The sequence below is a fragment of the Alteriqipengyuania lutimaris genome (assembly GCF_003363135.1).
Taxonomy (GTDB): Bacteria; Pseudomonadota; Alphaproteobacteria; order Sphingomonadales; family Sphingomonadaceae; genus Alteriqipengyuania; species Alteriqipengyuania lutimaris.
Window position 1 is genome coordinate 109,267 of the sequence record NZ_QRBB01000001.1, and the last position, 24,930, is coordinate 134,196.

A 24,930-nucleotide genomic window follows, 5' to 3' on the forward strand; every position below is an offset into this window, starting at 1 on the left:
CCCGCCAGGCGGTAGCGGGTTGGACATGATCCAGAAGCTCCTGATCGCCAATCGCGGCGAGATCGCCTGCCGCATTATCCGCACCGCGCGCGAGATGGGTATCACCACCGTTGCGGTCTATTCCGATGCCGACGCCAAGGCGCTGCACGTGCGCAGTGCCGACGAGGCGGTGCATATCGGCCCCTCGCCCGCTGCCGAAAGCTACCTGGTGGGCGAGAAGATCATCGCCGCCGCCAAGCAGACCCGCGCGCAGGCGATCCACCCGGGCTACGGCTTCCTCTCGGAAAACGCCGACTTCGCGCAGGCCGTGAAGGACGCGGGACTGATCTGGGTCGGCGCGCCGCCCTCCTCGATCCGCGCGATGGGGCTGAAGGACGCCGCCAAGAAGCTGATGCGCGAGGCGGGCGTGCCCGTGACGCCGGGCTACGACGGCGACGACCAATCGGCAGAGCGGCTGAGACAGGAGGCCGACGCGATCGGCTATCCCGTGCTGATCAAGGCCGTGGCCGGCGGCGGCGGCAAGGGGATGCGCAAGGTCGACGCGGAGGGCGATTTCCTCTCCGCGCTCGAATCCTGCCGCCGCGAGGCCAAAGCCAGCTTCGGCAATGACGACGTGATCCTCGAAAAATGGATCACCTCGCCCCGCCATATCGAAGTGCAGGTTTTCGGCGACAGCCACGGCAACCACGTCCACCTGTTCGAACGCGACTGTTCCTTGCAGCGCCGCCACCAGAAGGTGATCGAGGAAGCGCCCGCGCCGGGCATGGACGAGGCGACGCGCGAAGAAATCTGCTCCGCCGCCGTGCGCGCCGCCAAGGCTGTCGATTACGAGGGCGCGGGCACGATCGAATTCATCGCCGACGCCAGCGAAGGCCTGCGCGCCGACCGCATCTTCTTCATGGAAATGAACACCCGCCTTCAGGTCGAACACCCGGTGACCGAGGAGATCACCGGGGTCGATCTGGTCGAATGGCAGCTGCGCGTCGCCGCGGGCGAACCGATCCCGAAAAAGCAGGACGAGCTGAGCATCGCCGGCTGGGCGATCGAGGCGCGGCTCTATGCCGAGGACCCCTCGAAGGGCTTCCTGCCCTCGACCGGCCCGCTCCACCATCTCGACCTTGGCCACGAGGGCCGGATCGAGACCGGCGTCGAAGAGGGCGATGAAATCAGCCCCCATTACGACCCGATGGTCGCGAAGCTGGTCGCCTGGGGCGAGACGCGCGACGACGCGATCGACCAGCTGATCGAAATGACCGATGGGGTCGAAATCTGGTCGGTCCGCACCAACGCTGCCTTCCTCGGCAATGCGCTGGGCGAGGACGATTTCGCCGATGCGCAGCTCGATACCGGCTTCATCGAGGCGAAGGGCGATGCCCTGCTCGCCGATCCCGAACCGAATGACGCGATCCGCGCGGCTGCTGCCGACATCGCCCTGCTCGCTGCGGGCGTGACCGAGCAGCCGATGGCGGGCTTCCGCCTCAATCGCCCGCTGCGGCTGACGGTGGCGCTGGGCCAGGGCGGCGAATTCACCACGGTCGATCCGGCCGAGGCCGCGCCCTTCGAACCCCTCCCCGGCTTTGCCGACGATGCGCGCGTCGTCGTCTTCGCCGACGGTCAGGCGCACGAGTTCGACCTTGCCGCACGTGGCGGCGGGGCGCTGGCCGCCAGCGACGGCGCGATCCTCGCCCCGATGCCGGGCAAGGTCATCGCGGTCGACGTGGCGGACGGCGCCAGCGTCACCGCTGGCCAGCGGTTGATGGTGCTCGAAGCGATGAAGATGGAACACGCCCTTACCGCGCCGTTCGATGGCACCGTGACGCAGCTTGTCGCCACCGAAGGCGCCCAGGTGCAGGTCGAAGCGGTGCTGTGCGTGGTGGAGCCTGCGTCCGAAGACTGACCGCCGGGATGGTGGTAGCGCTACCTTAGCGCTTGCGCGCTCGCTCCGGCTGGGTCAAACCTCCTGCCTATAACAAGGGGAGGATAATCGTATGGCCACCGGAGCAACGCCGGACAGGATGACACGCGGGCATGCGAAGGTGATCCTCGCATCCTCGCTCGGCACGGTGTTCGAGTGGTACGATTTCTACCTCTACGGTCTGCTCGCCTCGATCATCTCGGTGCAGTTCTTCTCCAATGTGGACGAGACGACCGGGTTCATCTTCGCGCTTGCCGCCTTTGCTGCGGGCTTCGCGGTGCGGCCCTTCGGCGCGATCGTCTTCGGGCGCCTCGGCGACGTGGTCGGGCGCAAATATACCTTCCTCGTCACCATGGGCCTGATGGGGGCCTCCACCTTCGCGGTTGGGATCCTGCCATCCTTCGCCGCGATCGGCGTGGCGGCGCCGATCATCCTCGTCCTGCTGCGGCTGGTGCAGGGCCTCGCATTGGGCGGCGAATATGGCGGCGCGGCGACCTACGTGGCGGAGCATGCGCCCGAGGGGAAGCGCGGCTTCTACACCAGCTTCATCCAGACCACCGCCACGCTCGGCCTGTTTGCCGCGCTGCTGGTGGTGATCGGGCTGCGCACCTGGATGGGCGAGGAAGCCTTTGCCGACTGGGGATGGCGTGTGCCCTTCCTGATGTCGTCCATCCTGCTCGGCGTGTCGATCTGGATCAGGATGCAGCTGTCCGAAAGCCCGGTTTTCGCGGAGATGAAAAGTAGCGGCACGACATCCAAGGCGCCGCTGAGCGAAGCCTTCGGCCAGTGGAAGAACCTGCGCCTCGTGCTCGCCGCATTGCTCGGCGCGGTCGCGGGGCAAGCGGTGGTCTGGTACACCGGCCAGTTTTACGCGCTGTTCTACCTCGAGCGTATCCTGAAGGTCGATGGCGGTACCGCCAACATCCTCATCGCCATCGCGCTGGCGCTGGCCACCCCCTTCTTCCTGTTCTTCGGCTGGCTGAGCGACAAGGTGGGTCGCAAGCCGGTCATCCTGACCGGGCTGGTGCTGGCTGCGGTCAGCTATTTCCCGCTGTTCGGCCTGCTGACCGACGCCGCAAATCCCGCGCTGGCGCAGGCAAGCGAACGTGCGCCCGTGGTGGTCGCCACCGCGCCGCAGGATTGCTCGGTCCAGTTCGACCCGATCGGGCGGACCAGCTTCGACACTACGGGATGCGACATTGCCAAGTCCACGCTCGCCAGGGCAGGCATTCCCTACACCGATGCAGCGCTGGAAGGCTCGCCGGGCCGGGCCCAGGTGCGCATCGGTGACGGGCAGATCGTCGCGATCGCACCCGGCACCGGCACCGAAGAACTGACGGCCGCACTGGCTCAGGCGGGCTATCCGGAGAAAGCGGACCCGGCGGCGATCGACCGGCCGCTGGTGGTCGCGATCCTCTTCGCGCTCGTCCTGATGGTGACCATGGTCTACGGGCCGATCGCCGCGCTGCTGGTCGAACTGTTCGAGCCGCGCATCCGCTATACCGCGATGAGCCTGCCCTATCACATCGGCAATGGCTGGTTCGGTGGCTTCCTGCCGACCATCGCCTTCGCGATGGTGGCGGCAACGGGCAATATCTACGCCGGGCTATGGTATCCGGTGAGCATCGCCGCGCTCAGCGTCATATGCGGCCTGCTGTTCCTGCCCGAAACCTTCCGGCGGCGGATCGACGGGGCAAACTGAGCCCCTCCCCTGCCGCCAGCAGCGCCTAGTCGGCCAGTTGATCGTCCGCCACCGGCGGGCCGAACAGCTTGCCGCGTTCGGCGAACAGCACCAGGCCGATGCAGATCAGCGCGCCGCCGGTCAGCGCGGCCGCCAGCGGAATCGCCGTGCCGTTGTAGGCATAGCCGATCCCTGCGCCGATCAGCGCGGCGGTGGTCATCCGCATGAAGGTCTGCACGCTGGCCGCCGCGCCAGCCGTCTCGCGGAAGGGCTGCATAGCGATCGAGCCGAAATTGGCGCCGATGAAGCCCAGCAGCATCATGTTCGCCGCCATCAGCGGGACGAAGGTCCACAGCGTTTCCTCGGTCATCGTCGCGAAGAACAGCTGCATCGCAGCCACGATCAGGAACAGGAACAGGCCGGTATGGCTCACCCGGCGCGCACCGAAGCGTTCGACGATGCGCGAATTGGTCCAGCTCGCCACCGCCATCGCGCCCGCGCAGCTCGCGAAGATCAGCGGGAACCACGGCCCCGCGCCGAACGCCTCGCCCACCAGCTGCTGCGCCGAGTTGATGAAGCCGAACAGGGCCCCGAAGATCACCGCGCTGCCCAGCGTATAGCCGAGCGCCTGCGGCATGGTCAGCGTCGCGCGCATGTTGCGGGCGATCACGCGCGGGCGGATCGGCTGCTTGTCTTCGGGATGCAGCGTCTCGGGCAGGTTGCGCCATGCCCACGCGCCCATCGCCACGCCGGCGCCTGCGGTGAAGACGAAGATCCAGCGCCAGTCGCCCATCAGCATCAGCACGCCCTGGCCGAGGCTGGGCGCGACGGCGGGCACCATCAGGAAGATGACGAAGATCAGGCTCATCATCCGGGCCATCTTGTCGCCGCCCACCCTGTCACGAATGATCGCGGGCGGCAGGGCAACGATCCCCGCTGCGCCGAAGCCCTGCAGGAAGCGCAGCGTCAGCAATGATTCAAAGCTCCATGCCAGCGCACACGCGATCGAGAAGGCGATATAGAGCGCAAGGCTGGTAAACAGCACCGGGCGGCGGCCGAAACGGTCCGCCAGCGATCCGGGCACCAGCGCGCCGAGCCCGGCGGCGAGCAGGTAGGCGCCGACCACGAACTGGCGGCTGTTGCCCGTCGCATCGAGATCGGTGGCGAGATTGTCGAGCGCGGGCAGGATCGCGTCGATGCCGAGCGCATTGAGCGCCATCAGCAGCGCCATCATCCCGATCAGCTGGCGTTCGCCGATCGGCTTGCCCGACGGGGGCAGCGCGGCGGGCGAGCGCACGGCGGGGCTTGCTTCGGGGAGATCGGGCGCCCCTCCGGGTGTCTCGCCGGGCGCATATTCTGGATTTCGCATCTGCACAAAACCGCAGATGGCGTCGCCGGTTCCGGTTGGCAACCTATCTGCTATTCAGGACACGCGATGAGCGAGGATGCCTCAGGACCGGACGATGACGTGCAGGATCGCGCGGGCGAAGTGCGCCAGCGCAAGATCATCCATGTCGACATGGATGCCTTCTTCGCCAGCGTCGAACAGCGCGACAATCCGGAACTGCGGGGCAAGCCGGTGGCCGTGGGCGGGTCGAGCGGGCGCGGCGTGGTCGCCGCAGCGAGTTACGAGGCGCGCAGGTTCGGCGTGAAGTCGGCCATGCCGTCGGTCACCGCGAAACGGCTGTGCCCCGATCTCATTTTCGTGAAGAGCCGCTTCGATGCCTATCGCGAAGCGTCGGACCAGATCCGCGCGATCTTCCGCCACCACACCGACCTCGTCGAACCGCTCAGCCTCGACGAGGCCTATCTCGACGTCACCGAAAACAAGCTCGGCATCCCCTCCGCCACCCGGGTCGCACAGATGATCCGGCAGGAAATCCGTGCGAAGACGAGGCTCACCGCGAGCGCGGGCGTGTCCTACAACAAGTTCCTCGCCAAGCTCGCCAGCGACCAGAACAAGCCCGACGGGATGTGCGTGATCCGCCCCGGCGAAGGCGCGGCCTTCGTCCAGACATTGCCGATCCGCCGCTTCCACGGGGTCGGCCCGCGCGGCGAGGAGAAGATGGCGCGGCTCGGCATCGCGACCGGCGCCGATCTTGCCGCCAAGGACCAGGCGTGGCTACGCCAGCATTTCGGCAGCTTCGGCGATTATCTCTACCGCGCGGCAAGAGGGATGGACGATCGCCCGGTACGCACCAACCGCATCCGCAAGTCGGTCGGCGGCGAACGGACCTTTTCGGCGGATCGGCACGAGGCCGAGGAGCTGCGTACGACTCTGGCGGAAATCGTCGATATCGTGTGGGAACGGATCGAGCGGTCCGAGGCGCAGGGACGCACCGTGACGCTCAAGCTCAAATACAACGACTTTCAGCTCGTGACGCGCGCACGTTCCTTCGCCCGCAATATTGCCGACAAGGCGGAGTTCGCGCAGGTGGCGCGCGAAATCCTCGATGACATGCTACCGCTGCCCAAGCCGATCCGCCTGATGGGGCTGACGCTGTCCAATCTCGACCGGGCAGACCCGCAGCAGGCGGAGGAAGCGGCCCGGCGGCGCGAGCGCAAGAGCGGGCAGCTGGCGCTGTTCTAAAAGGTGGTGCGAACCTCGCCCGAGCGCAGGTGCGCGATGCGACTTTCGGCAATCGAGCCCAGCGGCTGCGGCGGGTCCCCGGCCGGTGCGAAACGGATCTCCACGATCTCCCGCCCGTCGGGCTCGGGCACCTGATCGACCGTGGCGGTATAGAGGAACGCGACATGCGGCGCGCCGGAGATCGTTTCGTCGAGCGTACCGGCAGAGCGCAGGTCGCTCAGCGTAACGCCCAGCTCCTCGCGCATTTCGCGCCGTGCCGCCGCCTCCGGCTCTTCCCCACGATCGATCCCGCCGCCCGGGAGGGTCCACACGTCGGGGCCATAGGCATGGCGCACGAACAGCATCCGGCCCTGCGGGTCGTGCAGGAACACGCACACCCCCCGCAGCTGCGGCTTCGCCAGCCGCCGCCAGCGATGCCGCAGCCGGTGGGCGATGCGCAGCCCGAACCGGGCAAGCGGGCGCGGAAGGAACTCGATCAGCATCAGGCATGCCATAGCAAAAGGCCGACCCAGCGTATCACCGGATCGGCCTTTTCTTCGGTCACGCAATATCGTGCGATCGGGCGGCCTGTCAGCCGAGCGTGGACTTGAGGAACCAGGCGCGCTCTTCGGCCATGTCGGTCCAGTCGTCCAGCAGGCCGTCGGTGGCATTGTCGCCGGCCTCTTCGGCCAGCGGCTTCATGCCCTTCAGGCGCTTGACCATCGCGACATTGTCGGCATGCAGCTCGCTCACCATCGCATCGGCATCGAGGTCGGTCTTGTCCTGATCCTTCACCTGCGTGGCGCGGGCGACCGAGCCGATCGAGGTGAGCGTCACCTCGCCCAGCTTGCGCACACGCTCGCCGATCTCGTCGATCTGGTCGCGCAGTTCGATCGCCTGTTCGTCGAACAGCAGGTGCAGGTCGCGGAAACGCGGGCCCTTCACATGCCAGTGGAAGTTCTTGGTCTTGAAATAGAGCGCAAGATGGTCGGCAAGAAGCCCGTTGAGTTCCTGCACGAGGGCGGTTTTCGAATTGTCACCGGATTGGGCCATGTTTGGTCTCCTGTTTTTATTGTTGGGTAAGCTGTCTCAACCGATCAACGTGCAAGAACCCCGCGGTTTCCCGCGAATGGTCGATCACATTGATCGACGATCCCATGTATGAGCCGTCTTACCCGGACGTCGTCAGATAATCCCGCGCACGCCCAGCCCCATGACCACGCCGGTGATCAGCACGAGCGCACCCATCACCAGCCGGAAGACGCGCAGGGGCAGCGCGTCCAGATCCTCACCCAGCGCCCAGCCGCCTGCCAGCGCGAGAGCCGCGCCCACCGCTCCGCCCGCCGCGACATGCGCAGGCAGCGCGGTCGCCGCCGCGAGCGCGAACAGCAGGAAGCGCGCGGCATCGCCCCACTGGCGCGCGAGCAGCACGACGAAGGCCGCGAAGGGCGATCGGGTCGGCTCCTTCGGACGCCGGTCGCGCGTGGGCCAGAGCAGTTCCACCGCCGCCACGACCAGCGCGATCGCGACCAGCATGCGCTGTGCCGCAACCGGCAGCAGCTGCGCGATCGCATCGCCTGCGATTGCCATCGCGACGGCAGTAATGGCTGCCGAGACAAGCGCGGCGAGCAGGATCGCGACGCCCAGCGGCTGCGCCAGCCGCGCGACCAGCAGCTGGTCGCGCGCGCCGATGGTCAGGAGCAGCGCGGCGGCGAAACCGAAGAGGAAGGATGACATGGGAGGTCTGCGCGGGCGCCTTCAGGCGGCGTCCACGATTCGCCCCTTCTCGGGCGCGACGATCACCTTGTTGCGGCCCGTCTTCTTCGCCTCGTACAGCGCATCGTCCGCCCGGCACAAGGTAGCATCGCTGGTTTCGAGACTGACCGAGACCCCGGCGGAGAAGGTGATCGCCCCCATCGGCTCGTCGGTCTCGCGCAGCTTCAGGTTGCGTTCGGCCAGCGCGTCCTTGGCCATGGCGACCTGCTGCGCGACGCGGTTGGCGTCGGGCGTTTCGGCGATGACGAGGAATTCCTCTCCGCCCCATCGCGCGACCGGCCAGGGGGCCAGCGCCTCGGTCAGCGCCTCCGCCACGAGGCGCAGCGCGCGGTCGCCGACCGCGTGGCCATAGGTGTCGTTGATCGCCTTGAAGTGGTCGATGTCGATGATCGACACGCAGTAGCGAACCTTGCGGATTTCGAGATCCTGGATCGTCGCGCGGGTGGCGCGGCGATTGGGAATGCCCGTCAGCTCGTCGATCAGCGCCTTGTTGCGCGCCTCGTCGAGATCGCGCTGGAGCCGGTCGATCCGGCTCGACGCGGTCGACAATTCGCGCTCCGCCTCGTCCGCGCGGTCGATGATCCGACGGATCGCGCCCTTCAGGTCCTCGCCCTGCGCGCCGTCGCGGATGACCTGGCTTTCCTCGGCAATGTCGCGCCCGACGCCATGGGCCTGCCGCTTGGTCTCGCGGGCGAGATCGCCCGCCGCATGCAGGAACATCTCGATCGCTTCGTCGCGCGCCGCGATCCGCTCCTCCGGATCGTCGGAGGCCGAGGCATGCTTGCCCATGATCTCGACGATCGTCTCCTGCTTCATGCGCATGCCGTTTTCGACGTAGGTGTCCGTCTCCTCGCAGATCACCTTGCTCGAGCGCGTGAGGTAGAGATAGCCGAAGCGGTAGTTCATCGGCGTCGGATCGAGCAGGTTGCCCGCGAGAAACGCGAGCACGTCGCGGCCGATAGTGTCCTTACCCATATGCCAACCAATCGCTTGCCGAATTCGCGAGGCATGAGACCCCGCTCTGCCATAGGACCCAGTCGTGAATTTTTACCCAAGGCGGCGAGCTTCGATCAAATTTCCTGCGAGATAAAGGGGGGATGGTCCGCTGCGGCGAATCGGCAGGGACTCGCAAGCGCGCGGACACGGCGGAGCGCCCGTGTTCGTCGATGAATGCCCGAGCGCCCGTCTCGCTTTCGCAAATCCTCCTGGTCGACCGCCGCGAAACCTGTCGCGACATCGGTCGAGACCGGGTGCCTTTGTCGGCTGCGTTTGTCGCGCTGACTGCCTGATTCGCTTGGGAAAATCGGGAACCACGAAGCGTATCCAGTTGCAATCGATCCAGAAAATTACCCTCGAAGCAACATTTTTGCTTGATCGTAACCTTTGGGGATATAAAACCCCGCCAACGCAGCAGCCGTGCTGCGCATCCGAGGACCGACGAATGCAGGCCAAGGCCGCCTTCCGTACTGCCGAAGCGACTGTGCTGAACGCACAGGCCTTTGTGCTGCTCCTCGTCCTTGTACTCGTACTTCTTATTCAGCGGGGGGGAGTGCCCATCGGCTAGGCCTAGCCAGACGGACCTCCCGAAGCCCCGCTCTCCGAACAGGATGGCGGGGTTTTTTATTGGGTCCGTTCCGGGAAAACGTGATGACTGATAATTCTTCCAAACGCTCCGACGCGATCACCAAGGGAGCCGCCAAGGCTCCGGCGCGGGCGATGCTGCGCGGTGCGGGGTTTACCGATGCGCAGATGGCGCAGCCCATGATCGCGGTGGTGAACACCTGGTCCACCGTGACGCCGTGCAACATGCACCTGGCCGATCTGGCCGAGCCCATCCGCGATGGCATCCGCGGCGGCGGCGGCACCCCGGTCGACTTCAACACGATCGTCGTGTCCGACGGGATCACGATGGGCGGCGAAGGCATGCGCGCCTCGCTGATCAGCCGCGAGATCATCGCCGATTCGATCGAGCTGGCGGTGAAGGGCCACTCGCTCGACGCCGCGATCATCCTGGTCGGCTGCGACAAGACGATCCCCGCCGCCGCGATGGCGCTGGCCCGGCTCGATATCCCGGGGCTGGTCTTCTACGGCGGCACGATCCTGCCCGGGCGCCTCGATGGCCGCGACCTGTCGATCCAGGACGTGTTCGAAGCGGTCGGCGCGCACGCCAAGGGCGACATGAGCGACGAGGAGCTCGACAAGGTCGAGCGTGCGGCATGCCCCGGCGCGGGCGCGTGCGGTGGGCAGTTCACCGCCAATACCATGGCGATGGCGCTGGCGATGATGGGCATTTCCCCGATGGGTTCGGGCGATCCGCCCGCAACCGATGCGGCCAAGCGTGTCGAGGCCGCGCGTTGCGGACGGCTCGTGGCGAAGCTGGCGCACGAGGGGACCTCCGCGCGCAGCTTCTTCACCCCTGCGTCGATCCGCAATGCTGCGACCGCAGTCGTCGCCAGCGGCGGCTCCACAAATGCGGTGCTGCACCTGCCCGCGATCGCGGCGGAGGCTGGTTTCGCCTTCCCGATCGAGACTTTCGACGAATTGTCGCGCAGCGTCCCCGTCATCACCGACCTGAAGCCCGGCGGGCGTTTCCTGGCGCGCGACCTGTTCGCCGCCGGCGGCGTGCCGCTGTTCGGCAAGCGGCTGGCCGACGCCGCGCTGATCGAGGACACCCCGACAGTCACCGGGCGCAGCCTGTTCGCCGAACTGGCCGAAGCGCAGGAGACAGAGGGCCAGCAGGTCGTCAAATCGCCCGCCGATCCGGTCAAGGCGACCGGCGGCCTCAGCATTCTCTACGGGGATCTCGCCCCCGAAGGCGCGGTGCTGAAAACCGCGGGCTACGGCGCGCAGTCCTTCACCGGCCCGGCGCGCGTGTTCGATGGCGAGGATGCCTGCTTCGCTGCGGTTTCCGCGGGCGAGATCAAGGCGGGCGACGTCGTCATCATCCGCTACGAAGGCCCCTCCGGCGGGCCCGGCATGCGCGAGATGCTCGCCGTCACCGCCGCCATCGCGGGCCAGGGCCTTGCCGGGCAGGTCGCGCTGATCACCGACGGGCGCTTCTCTGGCGCAAGCCACGGCTTCGTGATCGGCCACTGCGCGCCCGAAGCCGCCGCCGGCGGCCCGATCGCGCTGATCGAGGAAGGCGACACGATCCGCATCGATGCCGATAGCCGCCGGATCGACGCCGATATCGACTGGGACGCCCGCCGCGCCGCGCACACTCCCCGCGAACCCAACCGCCTGGGCGGCGTCTTCGACAAATACGCCCGTCTCGTCTCGTCCGCCGCTTACGGCGCGACGACCATTCCGCCCGTCACCCAGTAAGCACGCAAGAAGAGAGAGCCGACCAATGCCGAAAACCATCACAGTCTATTCCGATTCCGATGCCAAGCCCGAACTGGTGCGCGGCAAGCCCGTCGCCGTCATCGGCTATGGCAGCCAGGGCCGCGCGCATGCGATGAACCTGAAGGACAGCGGCTGCGAAGTCATCGTCGGCCTGCGCGACGGCTCGCCCACCGCCGCCAAGGCGCGCGCCGACGGCCTGACCGTCATGCCGATCGCCGAAGCCACGAAGGCCGCCTCGCTGATCGCGCTGCTGACGCCCGACATGAGCCACGAGGCGATCTTCGCATCCGAAATCGCACCCAATCTGGAGCCGGGCGACGCGGTGCTCGTCGCGCATGGCTTCACCGTCCTGTACGAGCGGATCCAGCCCGCCGACGGGATCGACGTCATCCTGGTCGCCCCCAAGGGACCGGGAGACCTGGTGCGCCGCGAATACGAGCGGGGCGCCGGTGTGCCCTGCCTGTTCGCGGTGCGCCAGGATGCCACCGGCGAGGCGCGCGAACGGGCGCTGGCCTATGCCAGCCTGATCGGCGGGACCACCGCAGGCGCGATCGAGACGACCTTCCGCGAGGAAACCGAGACCGACCTGTTCGGCGAACAGGCGGTCCTGTGCGGCGGCGCGACCGAGCTGGTCGCGGCCGGGTTCGAAACACTGGTGAACGCGGGCTACCAGCCCGAAATCGCCTATTACGAGTGCCTGCACGAGCTCAAGCTGATCGTCGACCTGCTCTACGAAGGCGGGTTCGAGAAGATGCACGAATTCGTGTCCGAAACCGCGATCTACGGCGACCTCGTCTCCGGCCCGCGCGTCATCAACGACGAGACGCGTGCGCGGATGAAGGACATCCTGACCGACATTCAGGACGGCACCTTCGCCAAGAACTGGATCGCCGAGAACGAAGCCGGGAAGAAGGAATACGACCGCATGCAGGCGGCGGACCTCGGCCACCAGATCGAAGCCACCGGCAAGCAGCTGCGCGCCATGATGCCGTGGCTGAACGCCGACGCGAAGAAGAAGGAGCAGAAGGCCGCGTAAGCGCGCCTGCCTGCTGCCCGAGTGAAAGCCATGAACGCCATGACACAGCCATCGCCCAATCCGGAAACGGAGCCCGATATCCAGCCCGCCATGCGTACCGGCGCGCAGCTGGTCGTCGACACACTGGCCGCGCTGGGCGTGGAATGCGTATTCGGCTACCCGGGCGGCGCGATCATGCCGGTGTACGACGCGATCGCGCACGGCAAGACGCGCCACATCCTCGTCCGGCACGAACAGGCGGCGGCTTTCGCTGCGGACTCCTACGGCCGGATCACCGGGCGGGCGGGCGTGTGCCTCGCCACCTCCGGCCCGGGTGCGACCAACCTGATCACGGGAATCGCGAATGCCTATCTGGACTCGGTCCCGATGGTCGCGATTACCGGGCAGGTGGCGCAGCCGATGATGGGCACCGACGCGTTTCAGGAGACCGACATTTTCGGCATGACGATGCCGATCGTGAAGCATTCGGTGATCGTGCGTCGTCCCGAGGATATCCCCTCCGCGCTGGCCGAAGCCTTCGCGATTGCCGAGGGCGGCCGCCCCGGCCCCGTGCTGGTCGACCTGCCCAAGGACGTGCAGCAGGCATCGTGCGAGGCGCCCGGGCGCGGCCGCAGCGAGCCCGAGGTGTTCCCCGCCCCCTGCGCCGATGCCATCGCCACGGCCGAGGAAATGATCGCGAGCGCCAAGCGCCCGCTGTTCTATCTGGGCGGCGGGATCGCGCGCGCCAATGCGAGCGAAATGGTCCGCCGGATCGTCGAGGAAAGCGGCATTCCCGCCGTCGCCACCCTGCAGGGTCTGGGCGTGCTGGCGCCCGAAAACCCCGCAATGCTGGGCATGCTGGGCATGCACGGCCACCGCGCGGCGAACATGGCGGTGCAGGAAAGCGACCTGCTGATCGTGCTGGGTGCGCGGTTCGACGACCGGGCGACCGGCAAGCTGGCCGAATTCGCACCGCACGCACGCGTCGTCCATATCGACACCGACGCCGCCGAATTCGGCAAGCTGCGCATTGCCCATGCGGCGGTTTGTGGAAGTCTGAAAGGCAGCCTCGGCGCGATCGACTTCGCCCGCGGCGATATCGACGAATGGACCGTGGCCTGCGCGAAATCGAAGGCGCAGCACGCGCCGCGCTACGATGCGCCGGGCAATGGCGTCTATGCGCCCGCGCTGCTCAAGAGCCTGTCCGAACGTGTAGGCGACAGCTTCGTCGCCGCCTGCGACGTCGGCCAGCACCAGATGTGGGTCGCCCAGCACTGCCGGTTCTCGCGCCCGCAGGCGCACCTGACCAGCGGCGGCCTCGGCGCGATGGGATATGGCCTCCCTGCAGCGATCGGCGCCAAGCTGGCCGAGCCGGAAAGCGACGTCTTCGCGATTTGTGGCGACGGGGGTTTCCAGATGAACATCCAGGAACTGGCAACCCTGCGCCGCTACCAGATCCCGGTGAAGATCGTCCTGCTCGACAACGCGATGCTGGGCCTCGTGCGCCAGTGGCAGGAGCTGTTCTTCGCGGGCAATTATTCGGAAGTCGACCTCAGCGACAATCCCGATTTCGTCGAGGTTGCCAACGCCTTCGGGATCGAGGCCTTTTCGATCGAGCGTCGCGAGGAAGTCGACGGCGCGATCGACCGCCTGATCGCGGCGCGCGGTCCGATCCTCGCCCATGTCCGGATCGATCCGGAAGAAAATGTCTGGCCGCTGGTGCCGCCGGGTGCATCAAATGCCGAAATGATGGAGAAGAAGCCATGAGCATCGAACATATCCGCATCGAATTCCGCTGCGCCGAAGGGGCGCTTCGCCGCATCCTCGGAGTGATCGAGGCGCGGGCGTTCGAAGTGCGCTCCATGCAGATGGGCAGCGACGGAGACCGCGCGGTGATCACGCTCGCGCTCGCGCCGCGCGACGAGACGCGCCGTGTGACAACGCTGCTCCGCCAGGTCGAACGACTGCAGGATGTCGAGACGACCATCCGCCTGACCAATGCCCCGCCCGTAATGGAGGTAGCCCGTGCCATCCACGCCTGAAGCAGCTCCGCGCCAGATCGCGGTTTTCGACACCAGCCTGCGCGATGGCGAGCAGGCGCCCGGATTCTCCATGAACACCGCGCAGAAGCTCAAGCTGGCGCATGCGCTGAGGAAGCTGAAGGTCGACGTGATGGAAATCGGCTTCGCCGCCGCGTCCCCCGGCGATGCGGAGGCGATCCACGCGATCTCCAGCGAAATCGGCTACCTGCCCGACGCGCCGATGCTGTGCTCGCTCGCCCGCGCGACCGAGCGCGATATCGACGCCGCCGAGCGCGCGCTGCGGCCCGCCCGCCGGAGCCGTTTGCACCTGTTCTTCGGCACCAGCGACCTGCACCTTGCGGCCAAGCACAAGATGGAAAAGCCCGAGGCGCTGCAGACGATCGAGCGCGCGTTGCGCATGGCCAAGGGCCGCTTCACCGAGATCGAATTCTCGGCAGAAGATGCGCTGCGGACCGACCCCGCCTTCCTGAAGGAAGCGCTGGAATGTGCGGCGGCGGCAGGCGCCGATGTGCTCAATGTGCCCGACACGGTGGGATATACCTCGCCCGAGGAAATCTACACGCTGTTCGCGGACCTCACCGCCAATGTCGCGCGGCCCGACCACGTGATCTTCTCGACCCATAACCACAATGATCTCGGCATGGCGGTCGCCAACAGCCTCGCCGCCGTTCGCGGCGGGGCCGGCCAGGTCGAATGCACGATCAACGGCATCGGCGAGCGCGCGGGCAACTGTGCGCTGGAAGAAGTGGTGATGGCGCTGCGGACGCGCGAGGATCACTATCGGGCGACGACCGGCGTCGAAACGCGCGAGATCTTCGCGGTCAGCCGCCTGCTGGGCGAAGTGACGGGCAACGCTCCCCCGCGCAACAAGGCGATCGTGGGCCGCAATGCCTTCGCCCACGAAGCGGGCATCCACCAGCACGGCGTGCTGGCCGATCGCCGCACCTACGAGATCATGCTGCCCGAAGATATCGGCTTGCCGTCCAACGCACTCGTGCTCGGCAAGCACAGCGGCAAGCACGCGCTGCGCGCACGGCTGGAAGCGCTGGGGCAGGAACTGGGGTCCAACCGGTTCGAGCAGCTCTATGGCGACTTCAAGCGCCTCGCCGATACCAAGCGCGAAGTGACCGACAACGACCTGTGCGACCTGCTGGCAGAGGATGGCCGCGGCCATGCGTGGGAGCTGGTACGGGTCGAGATGCGCACCGGCACCAAGGCCAAGGAGCGGCCGACCGCCAAGGTCACGCTCGATCATGAAACGCGCGGCCGCCTGACCACGATCGGCCACGGCACCGGGCCCTTCGAGGCGCTGACCGATGCCTTCTGCGTCGCCGCCGAGGTGGACGGCACGCTCGAAAGCGTCGATGCGCATCAGTTGAGCCGCGAGATGGAGATCGAAGTCGGCCTGACCGTCGACGGAGTCGGCATCGCGGGCCGCAGCCAGCACACCGACGTGGTGATCGCGGCGGCGGAAGCGTTGCTCGCGGCGTTCAACAATCATGCACGGATGGACAAGTCCGCACAGCTGGCCGACGCGGCCTGAAGAGTAGTCCGATGACCCAAGCCAACACGCAGCCCCGATCGCTGTTCGACAAGCTGTGGGACGCGCATGTCGTTACCCCGGAGAGCGAAGAGAGCCCGGCGATCCTCTTCATCGACCTGCACCTGGTGCACGAGGTTACCTCGCCGCAGGCATTTGCGGTGCTGGAAGAGCGCGGGCTGGCCGTGCGCCGCCCCGATCTGACGCAGGCGACGCTCGACCATTCGACGCCGACGCTTCCGGCGGGTCCCGATGGCCGTCTGCCCTACGCGACCGAGGCTGCGGAACGCCAGGTCCACCAGCTGGAGGCGAATTGCGCGAAGCACGGGATCGACCTGCTCGGCCTCGACGATCCGCGCCGGGGAATCGTGCATGTGATCGGGCCCGAAATGGGCCTGACCCAGCCGGGCAAGACGATCGTGTGCGGCGACAGCCACACCTCCACCCACGGTGCGTTCGGGGCCCTCGCCTTCGGCATCGGTACGACCGAGGTGGGCCATGTGCTGGCGACGCAATGCGTGCTCCAGCGCAAGCCCAAGAGCATGCGGATCACCTTCGAGGGCGCGCTGTCTCCGGGCGTCGGTGCCAAGGACATGGCGCTGGCGATGATCGCCCAGATCGGCGCCGATGGCGGCCAGGGCTACGCGGTCGAATTTGCGGGCGAAGCGGTCGAAGCGCTGTCGATGGAAGGCCGCATGACGCTGTGCAATATGGCGATCGAGGCGGGCGCGCGCGTCGGCATGGTCGCCCCCGACGAAACCACCTTCGTCTATATCGAGGGGCGCGAACGCGCACCTCGGGGCGAGGAATGGGATGCAGCGGTCGCGCGCTGGCGCGAGCTGCCGTCTGACCCCGATGCCGCCTTCGACCACGAGGAAACGGTCGACGCGGGCGCGATCCGCCCGATGATCACCTTCGGCGTGTCGCCCGATGCGGCGGCCCCCGCCGCAGCCAACGCGCCCGCTCCGCAGGACGAAGCCGCGCGCCACGCGGCGGACTACATGCGCTTCGAAGCCGACCGTCCCTTCGCCGAAATGGCGGTCGACAAGGTCTTCATCGGCAGCTGCACCAATTCGCGCATGGCGGACCTTCGCGAAGCGGCGGCAGTGATGCGCGGGAGGCGCGTGGCCGACGGCGTCACCGCGCTGATCGTCCCCGGCTCCGAAGCGATCCGGCTCCAGGCTGAGGCCGAGGGACTCGATGCGGTGTTTCGCGATGCAGGAGCCGAGTGGCGCATGCCGGGCTGTTCGATGTGCATTGCGATGAACGGCGATCAGGGCCAGCCGGGCGAACTGGTCGTCTCGACCTCCAACCGCAACTTCGTCGGCCGGCAGGGCAAGGGCGTGCGCACGGTCCTTGCAGGGCCCGCGACCGCCGCCGCCTGCGCGATCGCCGGGCACATCGCCGACCCGTCCGACTATCTCGACACGGAGGCGCGCCATGCAGCGTGATCCCTTTACCCGCCTGCACGCCCGCACGCTGGTGCTGCCGCAGACCAATATCGACACCGACCAGATCATTCCGGCGCGGTTCCTGACCACCACCACACGGGAAGGGCTGGGCGCACAGGCGTTCTACGACTGGCGCTATACCGGCGACGACCAGCCGCGGAACGATACCCCGCTTCCGGCGGCGGGCGCGGGCGACCGGCAGATCCTTGTTGCGGGCGCCAATTTCGGTTGCGGTTCCAGCCGCGAACATGCCCCGTGGGCGCTGCTCGATTACGGTTTTCGCGCGGTGATCAGCTCCGACATCGCCGATATTTTCAAGAGCAACGCGCTCAAGAACGGGCTGCTGCCGGTCGAGGTCGATGCACGCACGCACGCCGCCCTCCTCGAGAATCCGGGCGTCGGCATGGTCATCGATCTCGAAAGCTGCACGCTGGAGACCGACGACGATATCCGTGCGCAATTCACGGTCGAACCATTCGCGCGGCGCTGCCTGCTCGACGGGGTCGATCCGCTCGGCCACATTCTCGCCCACGATGCGCAGATTGCGCAGTACGAGGCTGCCGTCGCATGAGCCGGATCGTATTGCTGGCCGGCGACGGGATCGGACCCGAAGTCACCGCCGCTGCGCGCGCTGTGCTCGAGGCGGCGGCAGGGCGCCACGGCCTGACGCTCGAATTCGAAACCCACGATTTCGGCGGCTGCGCGATCGATGCGCATGGCGACCCTTTCCCCGCTGCAACGCGCGCGGCGTGCCTCCCCGCTGACGCCGTATTCCTCGGCGCGGTCGGCGGGCCGAAGTGGGATGGCGGCGGACCGCGCCCGGAAGCCGGCCTGCTCGCCTTGCGCGAAGCGCTCGGCGCATTCGCCAACCTGCGCCCGATCACGCTGTTCGAAGGGCTCGAAGCATTGTCGCCCCTCAGGCCGGAACGGGTGAGCGGCACCGACATGCTGATCGTGCGCGAACTGACCGGCGGGATCTATTTCGGCGAGAAGCAGGAGGGCGACGAAATCGCCTCCGACCTGTGCACCTACTCACGCGCCGAGGTGGAGCGGATCGCACGGATCGCGTTCGAGGCGGCGCGAGGGCGCAAGGGTCGCGTAACCTCGGTCGACAAGGCCAACGTGCTCGCCACCAGCCGGTTGTGGCGCAAGACCGTGATCGCGCTGCGCGATGCGGAGTATCCCGATGTCGAACTCGACCACGTGCTGGTCGACGCGATGGCGATGAAGCTGATCGACCGGCCATCGGCCTTCGACGTCGTGGTGACCGAGAACATGTTCGGCGATATCCTGAGCGATGAAGCCTCGGAGATCACCGGCTCGATCGGGCTCGCTCCGTCGGCCTCGCTATCCGAAAGCCACGGCGGGCTGTTCGAACCGATCCACGGGTCTGCGCCCGATATTGCCGGACAGGGCAAGGCCAATCCGGTCGGCGCGATCCTGAGCGCGGCGATGCTGCTGCGTCACGCGCTGGATGAAGCCGATGCGGCCGAGACCATCGAGCAGGCGGTTTCGGCATGCCTCGCCGATGGCATCGCCACGGGCGATATCGGCGGCACCGCCAGCTGCGAGGACGTGACGCGCGGAGTGTGCGATCGGATCGTGGGCTGAGACACCTTCGGCGATCGGTACTTGACCGATCCCGCTATCGCTTCGGCTCGATTCGGGAGACTGGAGCGGGTGAAGGGAATCGAACCCTCGTCGTCAGCTTGGGAAGCTGCTGCTCTACCATTGAGCTACACCCGCGTCGTGCTTGCGCCGCGCGCCTTTAGCCGGGCTCGAAACAAAATGCCAGCACAAGCGCTGGTCTCTTACATAACCCGCGAAGGCTTGGCATTCGGTTTCTCCCGGCGCTAAGCCCCCGCGCCGAAGAACACATAATCCGGAGAGTCCCCCCATGCGCCAGATCGACCACCACCTTGCCACCGGCGTTGCTGCCGGCGAAGCCGCCCGCACGCACAAGGTGTGGAACCCCTCGACCGGGGAGGTTCAGGCCGAGGTTGCGCTGGGCGATGCGGCACTGCTCGAACGCGCGGTCGCCAAGGCCAAAGAGGTCCAGCCCGAATGGGCGGCGACCAACCCGCAGCGCCGCGCACGGGTGATGTTCAAGTTCAAGGAACTGGTCGAGGCGAACAAGCAGGATCTGGCGGAGCTTCTTTCCAGCGAACACGGCAAGGTCGTCGAGGATGCGCATGGCGACGTGCAGCGCGGGCTGGAAGTGATCGAATATGCCTGCGGCATTCCGCAGGCCCTGAAGGGCGAGTACACGCAGGGCGCAGGGCCGGGGATCGACGTCTATTCGATGCGCCAGCCGCTCGGCATCGGGGCGGGGATCACCCCGTTCAACTTCCCGGCGATGATCCCGATGTGGATGTTCGGCATGGCGATCGCGGCGGGCAACGCCTTCATCCTCAAGCCGTCGGAGCGCGACCCGAGCGTGCCCGTGCGCCTCTCCGAACTCTTCGTGGAAGCCGGCGCGCCTGAAGGGCTGCTCCAGGTGGTCAACGGCGACAAGGAAATGGTCGACGCGATCATCGACCACGATGACATCGCCGCGATCAGCTTCGTCGGTTCGTCCGACATCGCGCAATATATCTACTCGCGCGGCACCGCAAACGGCAAGCGCGTGCAGGCCTTCGGCGGCGCGAAGAACCACGGCATCGTGATGCCCGACGCCGATCTCGACCAGGTGGTGAACGATCTGGCGGGTGCCGCCTTCGGCTCGGCGGGCGAACGCTGCATGGCGCTGCCCGTGGTGGTGCCGGTGGGCGAGGATACGGCGAACCGCCTGCGCGAGAAGCTGATCCCCGCGATCAACGCCCTGCGCGTGGGCGTTTCGAACGATCCCGATGCGCATTACGGGCCGGTGGTCACGCCCGAGCACAAGCAGCGCATCGAAGAGTGGATCGACACGGCCGAGAAGGAAGGCGCCGAAGTCGTCATCGACGGGCGCGGGTTTACGCTCCAGGGCCACGAGAAAGGCTTCTTCGTCGGCCCGACGCTGCTCGACAATGTCACCACCGACATGGAAAGCTACAAGGAAGAGATCTTCGGCCCCGTCTTGCAGATCGTGCGCGCGAAGGACTTCGAAGAGGCCGTGCGCCTGCCGAGCGAGCATCAATATGGCAACGGCGTCGCCATCTTCACCCGCAACGGCCACGCCGCCCGCGAATTCGCGCATCGCGTCAACGTGGGCATGGTCGGCATCAACGTGCCGATCCCCGTGCCCGTCAGCTACCACAGCTTCGGTGGGTGGAAGCGTTCGGGCTTCGGCGATATCGACCAGTACGGCCAAGAAGGCTTGCGCTTCTGGACCAAGAGCAAGAAGGTCACCCAGCGCTGGCCCGACGGCACCGCCGATGCGGACAACAAGGACGCCTTCATCATCCCCACTATGGGGTAGATGCGAGGGACCAGGACGGGATCACGGGCATGAGCGAGCGGCCTGCCGCACCCGATGCGGCGCAACTGATCGGCGCGGCGCGCACGATGATCATGAAGGTCGGCTCCTCGCTGCTGGTCGATCGCGAGCGGCGGCAGGTCCGCGCGGCGTGGCTCGCCGCGCTGGCGGAAGACGTCGCCGCGCTGCGCGAGACCGGCAAGCAGGTGATCGTGGTCTCCTCGGGCGCGGTCGCGCTCGGCTGGCATCATCTCGGGATAGAGCGCCCCACCACGCTCGACCGCAAGCAGGCGGTCGCGGCGATCGGCCAGAGCCTCGTGATGAACGCATGGCGCGCGGCGTTCGAGCCGCATCACGTCGCGGTCGCGCAGCTGCTGCTGACGCGTGACGACACCGGGTCGGACCGGCGGCGCGAGAATGCGCGCGCGACGCTCGCCATGCTGCTCGAAATGGGCGCGCTGCCGATCATCAACGAGAACGACAGCGTCGCCACCGAAGAGCTGCAATATGGCGACAACGACCAGCTCTCCGCCCTCGTCGCCGAACTTGCCGGGGCGGATGCCCTGCTGCTGCTGTCCGATGTCGACGGGCTCTACGATGGCGACCCGGCCCAGCCCGACGCGCGCCATATCGGCCATGTCCCGCAGGTGACCGCCGAGATCGAAGCGCTCGCCCGCCAGCCGCTCGAAGGCAGCGTCGGCACCGGCGGCATGGCGTCCAAGCTAACCGCCGCGCGGCTCGCCGGCGAGCGCGGTTGCGGCACCATCCTTGCGTCGGGCCGCCCGATGCACGCGCTCGCCCGCCTGCAGGAGGGCAAGGAACGCTCGACCGTGATCGGCGTGTCGTGCGACAATGCGGACGCCAAGGCTTCGCGCTAGGCATCCGAAGCCAGTTTGCAGAGGTTCACCATGCGCAGGAAATCGCTTCTCGCCATCGCCACGCTGATTGCAGCCCCCTTCGTCATGGCCGGCTGCACCATATCGCAGCCCGACGGTGGCGAAGCCGAGGAACCCGCCGGGGCCGAGACGCAGGCGCCCGGCACCGCCGAGGGCCCGATTCCGGTCGAACCCGATGGCGGGATCGGTGACGGCGCGCCTCCGCTCGAAGAAATGATCTCGCAGCAGGAAACCGGCGGGGAAGACACGCCCTCCGGCCTCGCGAAATCCTTCCCCACCGCGCTTCGCGGCACATGGCGTTCGGTCGAGGACGGCGAGGTGACGGCCGAGTGTTGCGACGGATATGATCCCGCCAACATGGGCAAGGTGCTGACCGTGCGTGACGGCAGCTATTCCTATTTCGAAACCGGTGGCCGCTTCGTGCGCGTCAAGTCGCGCGATGCGGGCAGCATCCGGGCGGAGTTCGACACGACCTATGCCGACACGCCAACGCGCGACGAGCTGGAGTTCCGGGTCGATCCGGTCGCGCGCACGCTGACGGTCGAGAATTTCGATACGGGCGAGGAAGGCACCACCGTCTATCGCCGGTGCCCGCGCCAGCAGAGCGAGTGAGCGCATGATCCGGGTTCTTGTCTCCGCGTTCCTCGCGCTGATGATCTGCGCCTGCGCGCATGCCGAGGACACGCCCGAAGCGCCTGCTCGTACCCCCGAAAAGCGGATCGCCCTGAGTTTCGACGACGCCCCGCGCGCGCCAGGCGCGTTCCTGACCGAAGACGAGCGCACGCGGCTCCTCATCGAGAACCTCGCCGAGGCGGGCGTCGAGCAGGCCGCGTTCTTCGTCAATCCCGGGCAGATCGACAGCGCGGCGGAAGAGCGCCGGGTGATGGCCTATGTCGCGGCCGGGCATGTCATCGCCAACCACACCGCCACCCACCCCCGCCTCTCGCAAACCGGTCTGGCCGAGTACATCGCCGATATCGACGCGGCGGAGGAATGGCTGCAAGGGCGCGAAGGCTATCGCCCGTGGTTCCGCTACCCCTATCTCGACGAAGGTCAGCGCGACACGGCCAAGCGCGATGCGGTGCGCGCGGCGCTGGCGCAGCGCGGTCTGGTCAACGGCTACGTCACCGTCGATGCGAGCGACTGGTTCTACGAAGGGGCGGCGAAGACGGCCGCATCGCAAGACAAGGACATCGACCGCGAGGCGCTGCGCGATCTCTACGTCGAGACACAGGTCGAAGCGGCGGAGTTCTACGATACGCTCGCACGCGAGGCCATCGGGCGCTCGCCCGTCCACATGCTGCTGCTGCACGAGACCGATATTGCCGCGCTGTGGATCGGGGATCTGGTCGCCGCGCTGGAGGCAAAGGGCTGGACCATCGTCAGCGCCGACAAGGCCTATGCCGATCCCTTCGCGCAATATGCCAGAACCTACGACACACCTTCGGCGCAGGGAGCGCTGACCGAGATGGTGGCGTGGGAGAAGGGCCTGCCCGCTCCGCGCTGGTATCGCGGAAACAATACCGATCTGGCGCAGCAATGGTTCGACACCCGCGTGCTCGGCGAGACACGGGACGGCGGCGACTGACACACCGATGCAAGGCGATCGGCGTCTTTCCCTGCGCCAAGACCTTGTTTTAATTCGGGAGAAATCGTGGGTCTTGCCCATGAACCGCGCCGCGCTAGTCTTTCCCCGATAACAACAGTTCGGGGGAACACAGGATGATCTGCAAACGAATATTCATTGCGATGCTGGCCGCCGCGGCGGTTTCGGCATGCGGGGAAGCGGAAGCGACGGGAGAAGGCGCGTATGCTGGTGTCGAGAAAGCCGCTCCGGCGACCGAATCAGAAACAGAAACCGCGCCCGCCGCGGTGGAGAGCCGCAAGGCTCTGACACCGATCCCCGCAGCGTTCCACGGCAGGTGGGGCATGCTCGGCGACTGCTCCAGCCCCATGGTCATCACCGCGGGCGGCATCGAAAGCCCGGGCGCGCAACCGCTTTCCTCGGTGAAGATCCTCGACGCAAACACGATCGAACTCGATCGGGAGCCGAACCCGGAATATCCCGACGCGGACCAACGCTTCGGCCTGGTGGTTTCCGGCAAAGACATGCTGACCATGCACGCGCCGCAGATGTCGTCGCTGCGGTTCGAGCGGTGCGGGACGCGAGCCCCGGCCGAAAAACAAGCGGCGAGCGCCGCCGGCGGGCTTCCGGCGAAATTTCGCGGGCGGTGGGACTCCGAGGAATATGGCAATTGCGACGCGCCCGGCCCCGATGCCATCACCGTCGAGGCCATGAAGATCAGCGATGAATCCGACAGCGGATGGCGGCTGGCGAGCCTCGAAAGGGTCGACGCGAACACTTACCGGGCCCAGGCGAACTACTATGCCGGCGACTATACGGGCGAGCGGTTCGCGATGACCGTGCGGCTCGAGGATGCGGGCGAAACACTTGTGCTCGGATTGCAGGGCGGCAGCAATGTCTACGAAATGCGCTGGGGCTGAAGTCAGCGTGCGGCGCAGGGTGCGCCGGGCGTGGCAGGTCCCGTCCCCGCACGGCAAGACTATCGCGAAATCGGGCGGATCGCGGTACAAGACGGGTGCACCACGTGTGTACCACGTGTGCAAGGCGGTCGAAGAGGGGGAAGACGGCACATGAGGAGGATGGCTGCAGGTCTTGCCACGAGCGCTCTGGCCCTCGCCGCCTGCGAAGCGGAGCGACCTGCGCCTGCGACCGAGCAGACGACCGCCGCCGTCGACGGGGAAGAGATATCGATCCGGTCCGCGCCCGTAGCCCGGCCCGAAGAAATGGCGGCGCCCATGCCGGAAGAGGACGTCGGCGATGCCGAAAGCGCGACCGAAACCGATGGTGAGGACCACGGGGCGGACCCGGCGCCCGAACCGACGCTCTTCAACCTGCCCGACGTGCCTTCGGACGATGTGGCGGCGGACCGCGCCGCGCTGACCGCGATCCCCGCGCGTTTCCTCGGCCAGTGGGATGCGGTCGATGGCCCCTGCGCGCCCGGGTCCGACATGTTCATGACCATCCGCCCCGGCACGATCACCTTTTACGAATCGCAGGGCGACGTCGCGGCCGTGCGCCGTGGCCGTCCGGGCATCGTCGTCACGCTCGACATGCAGGGCGAAGGCGAGAGCTGGACGAGCCGCTACGCAATGCGGCTGGTCCGCAACAGCGAACAGCTCGCCACTCGCGTGACCTCCGGCGACGCGAAGGGCCAGACCATCCTGCGCCGCCGCTGCCCGCCCGAAGGCAGCCCCTCCCCCTCCTGAACGGGGCGG

The 24,930-nt window shown here is 67.1% G+C and carries 22 protein-coding genes and 1 tRNA gene; 17 read left to right on the forward strand and 6 right to left on the reverse strand.

All coding sequences use genetic code 11. The annotated features are described in order from the left end of the window. Positions 1–25 precede the first annotated feature (25 nt). Together DL238_RS00540 and DL238_RS00545 are read left to right on the forward strand one after the other, a co-directional pair. The gene (locus tag DL238_RS00540; RefSeq protein ID WP_115490485.1) at positions 26–1,897 is read left to right on the forward strand and encodes an acetyl/propionyl/methylcrotonyl-CoA carboxylase subunit alpha; all 1,872 of its coding nucleotides are present in this window, start codon (positions 26–28) and stop codon (positions 1,895–1,897) included. Positions 1,898–1,988: 91 nt separating this feature from the next. Further along, positions 1,989–3,617, forward strand: coding sequence for an MFS transporter (locus tag DL238_RS00545; RefSeq protein WP_115490486.1), 1,629 nt, complete (start codon positions 1,989–1,991; stop codon positions 3,615–3,617). Positions 3,618–3,642: 25 nt separating this feature from the next. Here DL238_RS00545 and DL238_RS00550 read toward each other — a convergent pair whose 3' ends face one another. Continuing rightward, positions 3,643–4,965, reverse strand: a complete 1,323-nt coding sequence (locus DL238_RS00550; protein ID WP_181883772.1) for a multidrug effflux MFS transporter — start codon at positions 4,963–4,965, stop codon at positions 3,643–3,645. A 66-nt stretch (positions 4,966–5,031) separates the two neighbouring features. On the opposite strand from DL238_RS00550, the gene dinB reads away from it, so the two are divergent. Then, the gene (gene dinB, locus DL238_RS00555) at positions 5,032–6,186 is read left to right on the forward strand and encodes a DNA polymerase IV (RefSeq protein ID WP_115490487.1); all 1,155 of its coding nucleotides are present in this window, start codon (positions 5,032–5,034) and stop codon (positions 6,184–6,186) included. Here dinB and DL238_RS00560 read toward each other — a convergent pair. From DL238_RS00560 to DL238_RS00575, 4 genes are all read right to left on the reverse strand, one after another. Continuing rightward, positions 6,183–6,668, reverse strand: a complete 486-nt coding sequence (locus tag DL238_RS00560; protein ID WP_234030897.1) for an NUDIX hydrolase — start codon at positions 6,666–6,668, stop codon at positions 6,183–6,185. The two genes, dinB and DL238_RS00560, sit on opposite strands and share 4 nt — an antisense overlap. An 88-nt stretch (positions 6,669–6,756) precedes the next feature. After that, the gene (locus DL238_RS00565) at positions 6,757–7,218 is read right to left on the reverse strand and encodes a Dps family protein (RefSeq protein WP_115490488.1); all 462 of its coding nucleotides are present in this window, start codon (positions 7,216–7,218) and stop codon (positions 6,757–6,759) included. A 132-nt stretch (positions 7,219–7,350) separates the two neighbouring features. Beyond that, on the reverse strand, positions 7,351–7,902 hold the full coding sequence (locus tag DL238_RS00570) for a TMEM165/GDT1 family protein (RefSeq protein ID WP_115490489.1): 552 nt from the start codon (positions 7,900–7,902) through the stop codon (positions 7,351–7,353). 21 nt (positions 7,903–7,923) lie between these two features. After that, entirely contained in the window at positions 7,924–8,916 is a 993-nt protein-coding gene (locus DL238_RS00575; protein WP_115490490.1) for a GGDEF domain-containing protein, read from the reverse strand. Positions 8,917–9,588: 672 nt separating this feature from the next. On the opposite strand from DL238_RS00575, the gene ilvD reads away from it, so the two are divergent. The 8 genes from ilvD to leuB are packed head-to-tail and all read left to right on the forward strand — an operon-like array spanning position 9,589 to position 18,945. Further along, positions 9,589–11,265, forward strand: coding sequence for a dihydroxy-acid dehydratase (gene ilvD, locus DL238_RS00580; protein WP_115490491.1), 1,677 nt, complete (start codon positions 9,589–9,591; stop codon positions 11,263–11,265). 25 nt (positions 11,266–11,290) lie between these two features. Further along, the gene (gene ilvC, locus DL238_RS00585) at positions 11,291–12,322 is read left to right on the forward strand and encodes a ketol-acid reductoisomerase (protein WP_115490492.1); all 1,032 of its coding nucleotides are present in this window, start codon (positions 11,291–11,293) and stop codon (positions 12,320–12,322) included. Positions 12,323–12,352: 30 nt separating this feature from the next. Continuing rightward, positions 12,353–14,068: an acetolactate synthase 2 catalytic subunit gene (ilvG, locus tag DL238_RS00590; RefSeq protein WP_115490493.1), complete on the forward strand. Its 1,716-nt coding sequence runs from the start codon at positions 12,353–12,355 to the stop codon at positions 14,066–14,068. After that, positions 14,065–14,343 carry an ACT domain-containing protein gene (locus tag DL238_RS00595; protein WP_115490494.1) on the forward strand — a complete coding sequence of 93 codons (279 nt, stop codon included), beginning with the start codon at positions 14,065–14,067 and terminating at the stop codon, positions 14,341–14,343. The genes ilvG and DL238_RS00595 overlap by 4 nt, the downstream gene beginning before the upstream one ends. Continuing rightward, positions 14,327–15,886 carry a 2-isopropylmalate synthase gene (locus DL238_RS00600; protein WP_115490495.1) on the forward strand — a complete coding sequence of 520 codons (1,560 nt, stop codon included), beginning with the start codon at positions 14,327–14,329 and terminating at the stop codon, positions 15,884–15,886. The genes DL238_RS00595 and DL238_RS00600 overlap by 17 nt, the downstream gene beginning before the upstream one ends. 11 nt (positions 15,887–15,897) lie before the next feature. Continuing rightward, positions 15,898–17,334, forward strand: coding sequence for a 3-isopropylmalate dehydratase large subunit (leuC, locus tag DL238_RS00605; RefSeq protein ID WP_115490496.1), 1,437 nt, complete (start codon positions 15,898–15,900; stop codon positions 17,332–17,334). Further along, positions 17,324–17,905: a 3-isopropylmalate dehydratase small subunit gene (gene leuD, locus DL238_RS00610; RefSeq protein ID WP_115490497.1), complete on the forward strand. Its 582-nt coding sequence runs from the start codon at positions 17,324–17,326 to the stop codon at positions 17,903–17,905. The genes leuC and leuD overlap by 11 nt, the downstream gene beginning before the upstream one ends. Next, positions 17,902–18,945, forward strand: coding sequence for a 3-isopropylmalate dehydrogenase (gene leuB / locus DL238_RS00615; RefSeq protein WP_115490498.1), 1,044 nt, complete (start codon positions 17,902–17,904; stop codon positions 18,943–18,945). Before leuD ends, leuB begins: the two co-directional genes overlap by 4 nt. Before the next feature lie 61 nt (positions 18,946–19,006). Here leuB and DL238_RS00620 read toward each other — a convergent pair. Further along, positions 19,007–19,080: transfer RNA gene (locus DL238_RS00620), tRNA-Gly, on the reverse strand. A gap of 151 nt (positions 19,081–19,231) precedes the next feature. On the opposite strand from DL238_RS00620, the gene DL238_RS00625 reads away from it, so the two are divergent. From DL238_RS00625 to DL238_RS00650, 6 genes are all read left to right on the forward strand, one after another. Next, complete coding sequence (locus DL238_RS00625) at positions 19,232–20,737, forward strand: CoA-acylating methylmalonate-semialdehyde dehydrogenase (RefSeq protein WP_115490499.1); 1,506 nt, start codon at positions 19,232–19,234, stop codon at positions 20,735–20,737. A 29-nt stretch (positions 20,738–20,766) separates the two neighbouring features. Further along, positions 20,767–21,612, forward strand: coding sequence for a glutamate 5-kinase (gene proB / locus DL238_RS00630; RefSeq protein WP_115490500.1), 846 nt, complete (start codon positions 20,767–20,769; stop codon positions 21,610–21,612). 30 nt (positions 21,613–21,642) lie between these two features. Then, positions 21,643–22,242 (forward strand): hypothetical protein, encoded by a 600-nt coding sequence (locus DL238_RS00635; protein ID WP_115490501.1) that lies wholly within the window; start codon positions 21,643–21,645, stop codon positions 22,240–22,242. Positions 22,243–22,246: 4 nt separating this feature from the next. Then, a complete protein-coding gene (locus DL238_RS00640) occupies positions 22,247–23,218 on the forward strand; it encodes a polysaccharide deacetylase family protein (protein ID WP_115490502.1) in 972 nt (323 codons plus the stop codon). A gap of 134 nt (positions 23,219–23,352) precedes the next feature. Further along, complete coding sequence (locus DL238_RS00645) at positions 23,353–24,135, forward strand: hypothetical protein (protein WP_147290956.1); 783 nt, start codon at positions 23,353–23,355, stop codon at positions 24,133–24,135. A gap of 150 nt (positions 24,136–24,285) precedes the next feature. Then, positions 24,286–24,921, forward strand: a complete 636-nt coding sequence (locus tag DL238_RS00650; protein WP_147290957.1) for a hypothetical protein — start codon at positions 24,286–24,288, stop codon at positions 24,919–24,921. Positions 24,922–24,930: the final 9 nt, after the last annotated feature.

Excerpts from the sequence above, each read along its gene's own strand:
- DL238_RS00540 (WP_115490485.1), top strand. The coding sequence starts at position 26 with ATGATCCAGAAGCTCCTGATCGCCAATCGCGGCGAGATCGCCTGCCGC.
- DL238_RS00545 (WP_115490486.1), top strand. The coding sequence starts at position 1,989 with ATGGCCACCGGAGCAACGCCGGACAGGATGACACGCGGGCATGCGAAG.
- DL238_RS00550 (WP_181883772.1), bottom strand. The coding sequence starts at position 4,965 with ATGCGAAATCCAGAATATGCGCCCGGCGAGACACCCGGAGGGGCGCCC.
- dinB (WP_115490487.1), top strand. The coding sequence starts at position 5,032 with ATGAGCGAGGATGCCTCAGGACCGGACGATGACGTGCAGGATCGCGCG.
- DL238_RS00560 (WP_234030897.1), bottom strand. The coding sequence starts at position 6,668 with ATGCTGATCGAGTTCCTTCCGCGCCCGCTTGCCCGGTTCGGGCTGCGC.
- DL238_RS00565 (WP_115490488.1), bottom strand. The coding sequence starts at position 7,218 with ATGGCCCAATCCGGTGACAATTCGAAAACCGCCCTCGTGCAGGAACTC.
- DL238_RS00570 (WP_115490489.1), bottom strand. The coding sequence starts at position 7,902 with ATGTCATCCTTCCTCTTCGGTTTCGCCGCCGCGCTGCTCCTGACCATC.
- DL238_RS00575 (WP_115490490.1), bottom strand. The coding sequence starts at position 8,916 with ATGGGTAAGGACACTATCGGCCGCGACGTGCTCGCGTTTCTCGCGGGC.
- ilvD (WP_115490491.1), top strand. The coding sequence starts at position 9,589 with ATGACTGATAATTCTTCCAAACGCTCCGACGCGATCACCAAGGGAGCC.
- ilvC (WP_115490492.1), top strand. The coding sequence starts at position 11,291 with ATGCCGAAAACCATCACAGTCTATTCCGATTCCGATGCCAAGCCCGAA.
- ilvG (WP_115490493.1), top strand. The coding sequence starts at position 12,353 with ATGAACGCCATGACACAGCCATCGCCCAATCCGGAAACGGAGCCCGAT.
- DL238_RS00595 (WP_115490494.1), top strand. The coding sequence starts at position 14,065 with ATGAGCATCGAACATATCCGCATCGAATTCCGCTGCGCCGAAGGGGCG.
- leuC (WP_115490496.1), top strand. The coding sequence starts at position 15,898 with ATGACCCAAGCCAACACGCAGCCCCGATCGCTGTTCGACAAGCTGTGG.
- leuD (WP_115490497.1), top strand. The coding sequence starts at position 17,324 with ATGCAGCGTGATCCCTTTACCCGCCTGCACGCCCGCACGCTGGTGCTG.
- leuB (WP_115490498.1), top strand. The coding sequence starts at position 17,902 with ATGAGCCGGATCGTATTGCTGGCCGGCGACGGGATCGGACCCGAAGTC.
- DL238_RS00625 (WP_115490499.1), top strand. The coding sequence starts at position 19,232 with ATGCGCCAGATCGACCACCACCTTGCCACCGGCGTTGCTGCCGGCGAA.
- proB (WP_115490500.1), top strand. The coding sequence starts at position 20,767 with ATGAGCGAGCGGCCTGCCGCACCCGATGCGGCGCAACTGATCGGCGCG.
- DL238_RS00635 (WP_115490501.1), top strand. The coding sequence starts at position 21,643 with ATGCGCAGGAAATCGCTTCTCGCCATCGCCACGCTGATTGCAGCCCCC.
- DL238_RS00640 (WP_115490502.1), top strand. The coding sequence starts at position 22,247 with ATGATCCGGGTTCTTGTCTCCGCGTTCCTCGCGCTGATGATCTGCGCC.
- DL238_RS00645 (WP_147290956.1), top strand. The coding sequence starts at position 23,353 with ATGATCTGCAAACGAATATTCATTGCGATGCTGGCCGCCGCGGCGGTT.
- DL238_RS00650 (WP_147290957.1), top strand. The coding sequence starts at position 24,286 with ATGAGGAGGATGGCTGCAGGTCTTGCCACGAGCGCTCTGGCCCTCGCC.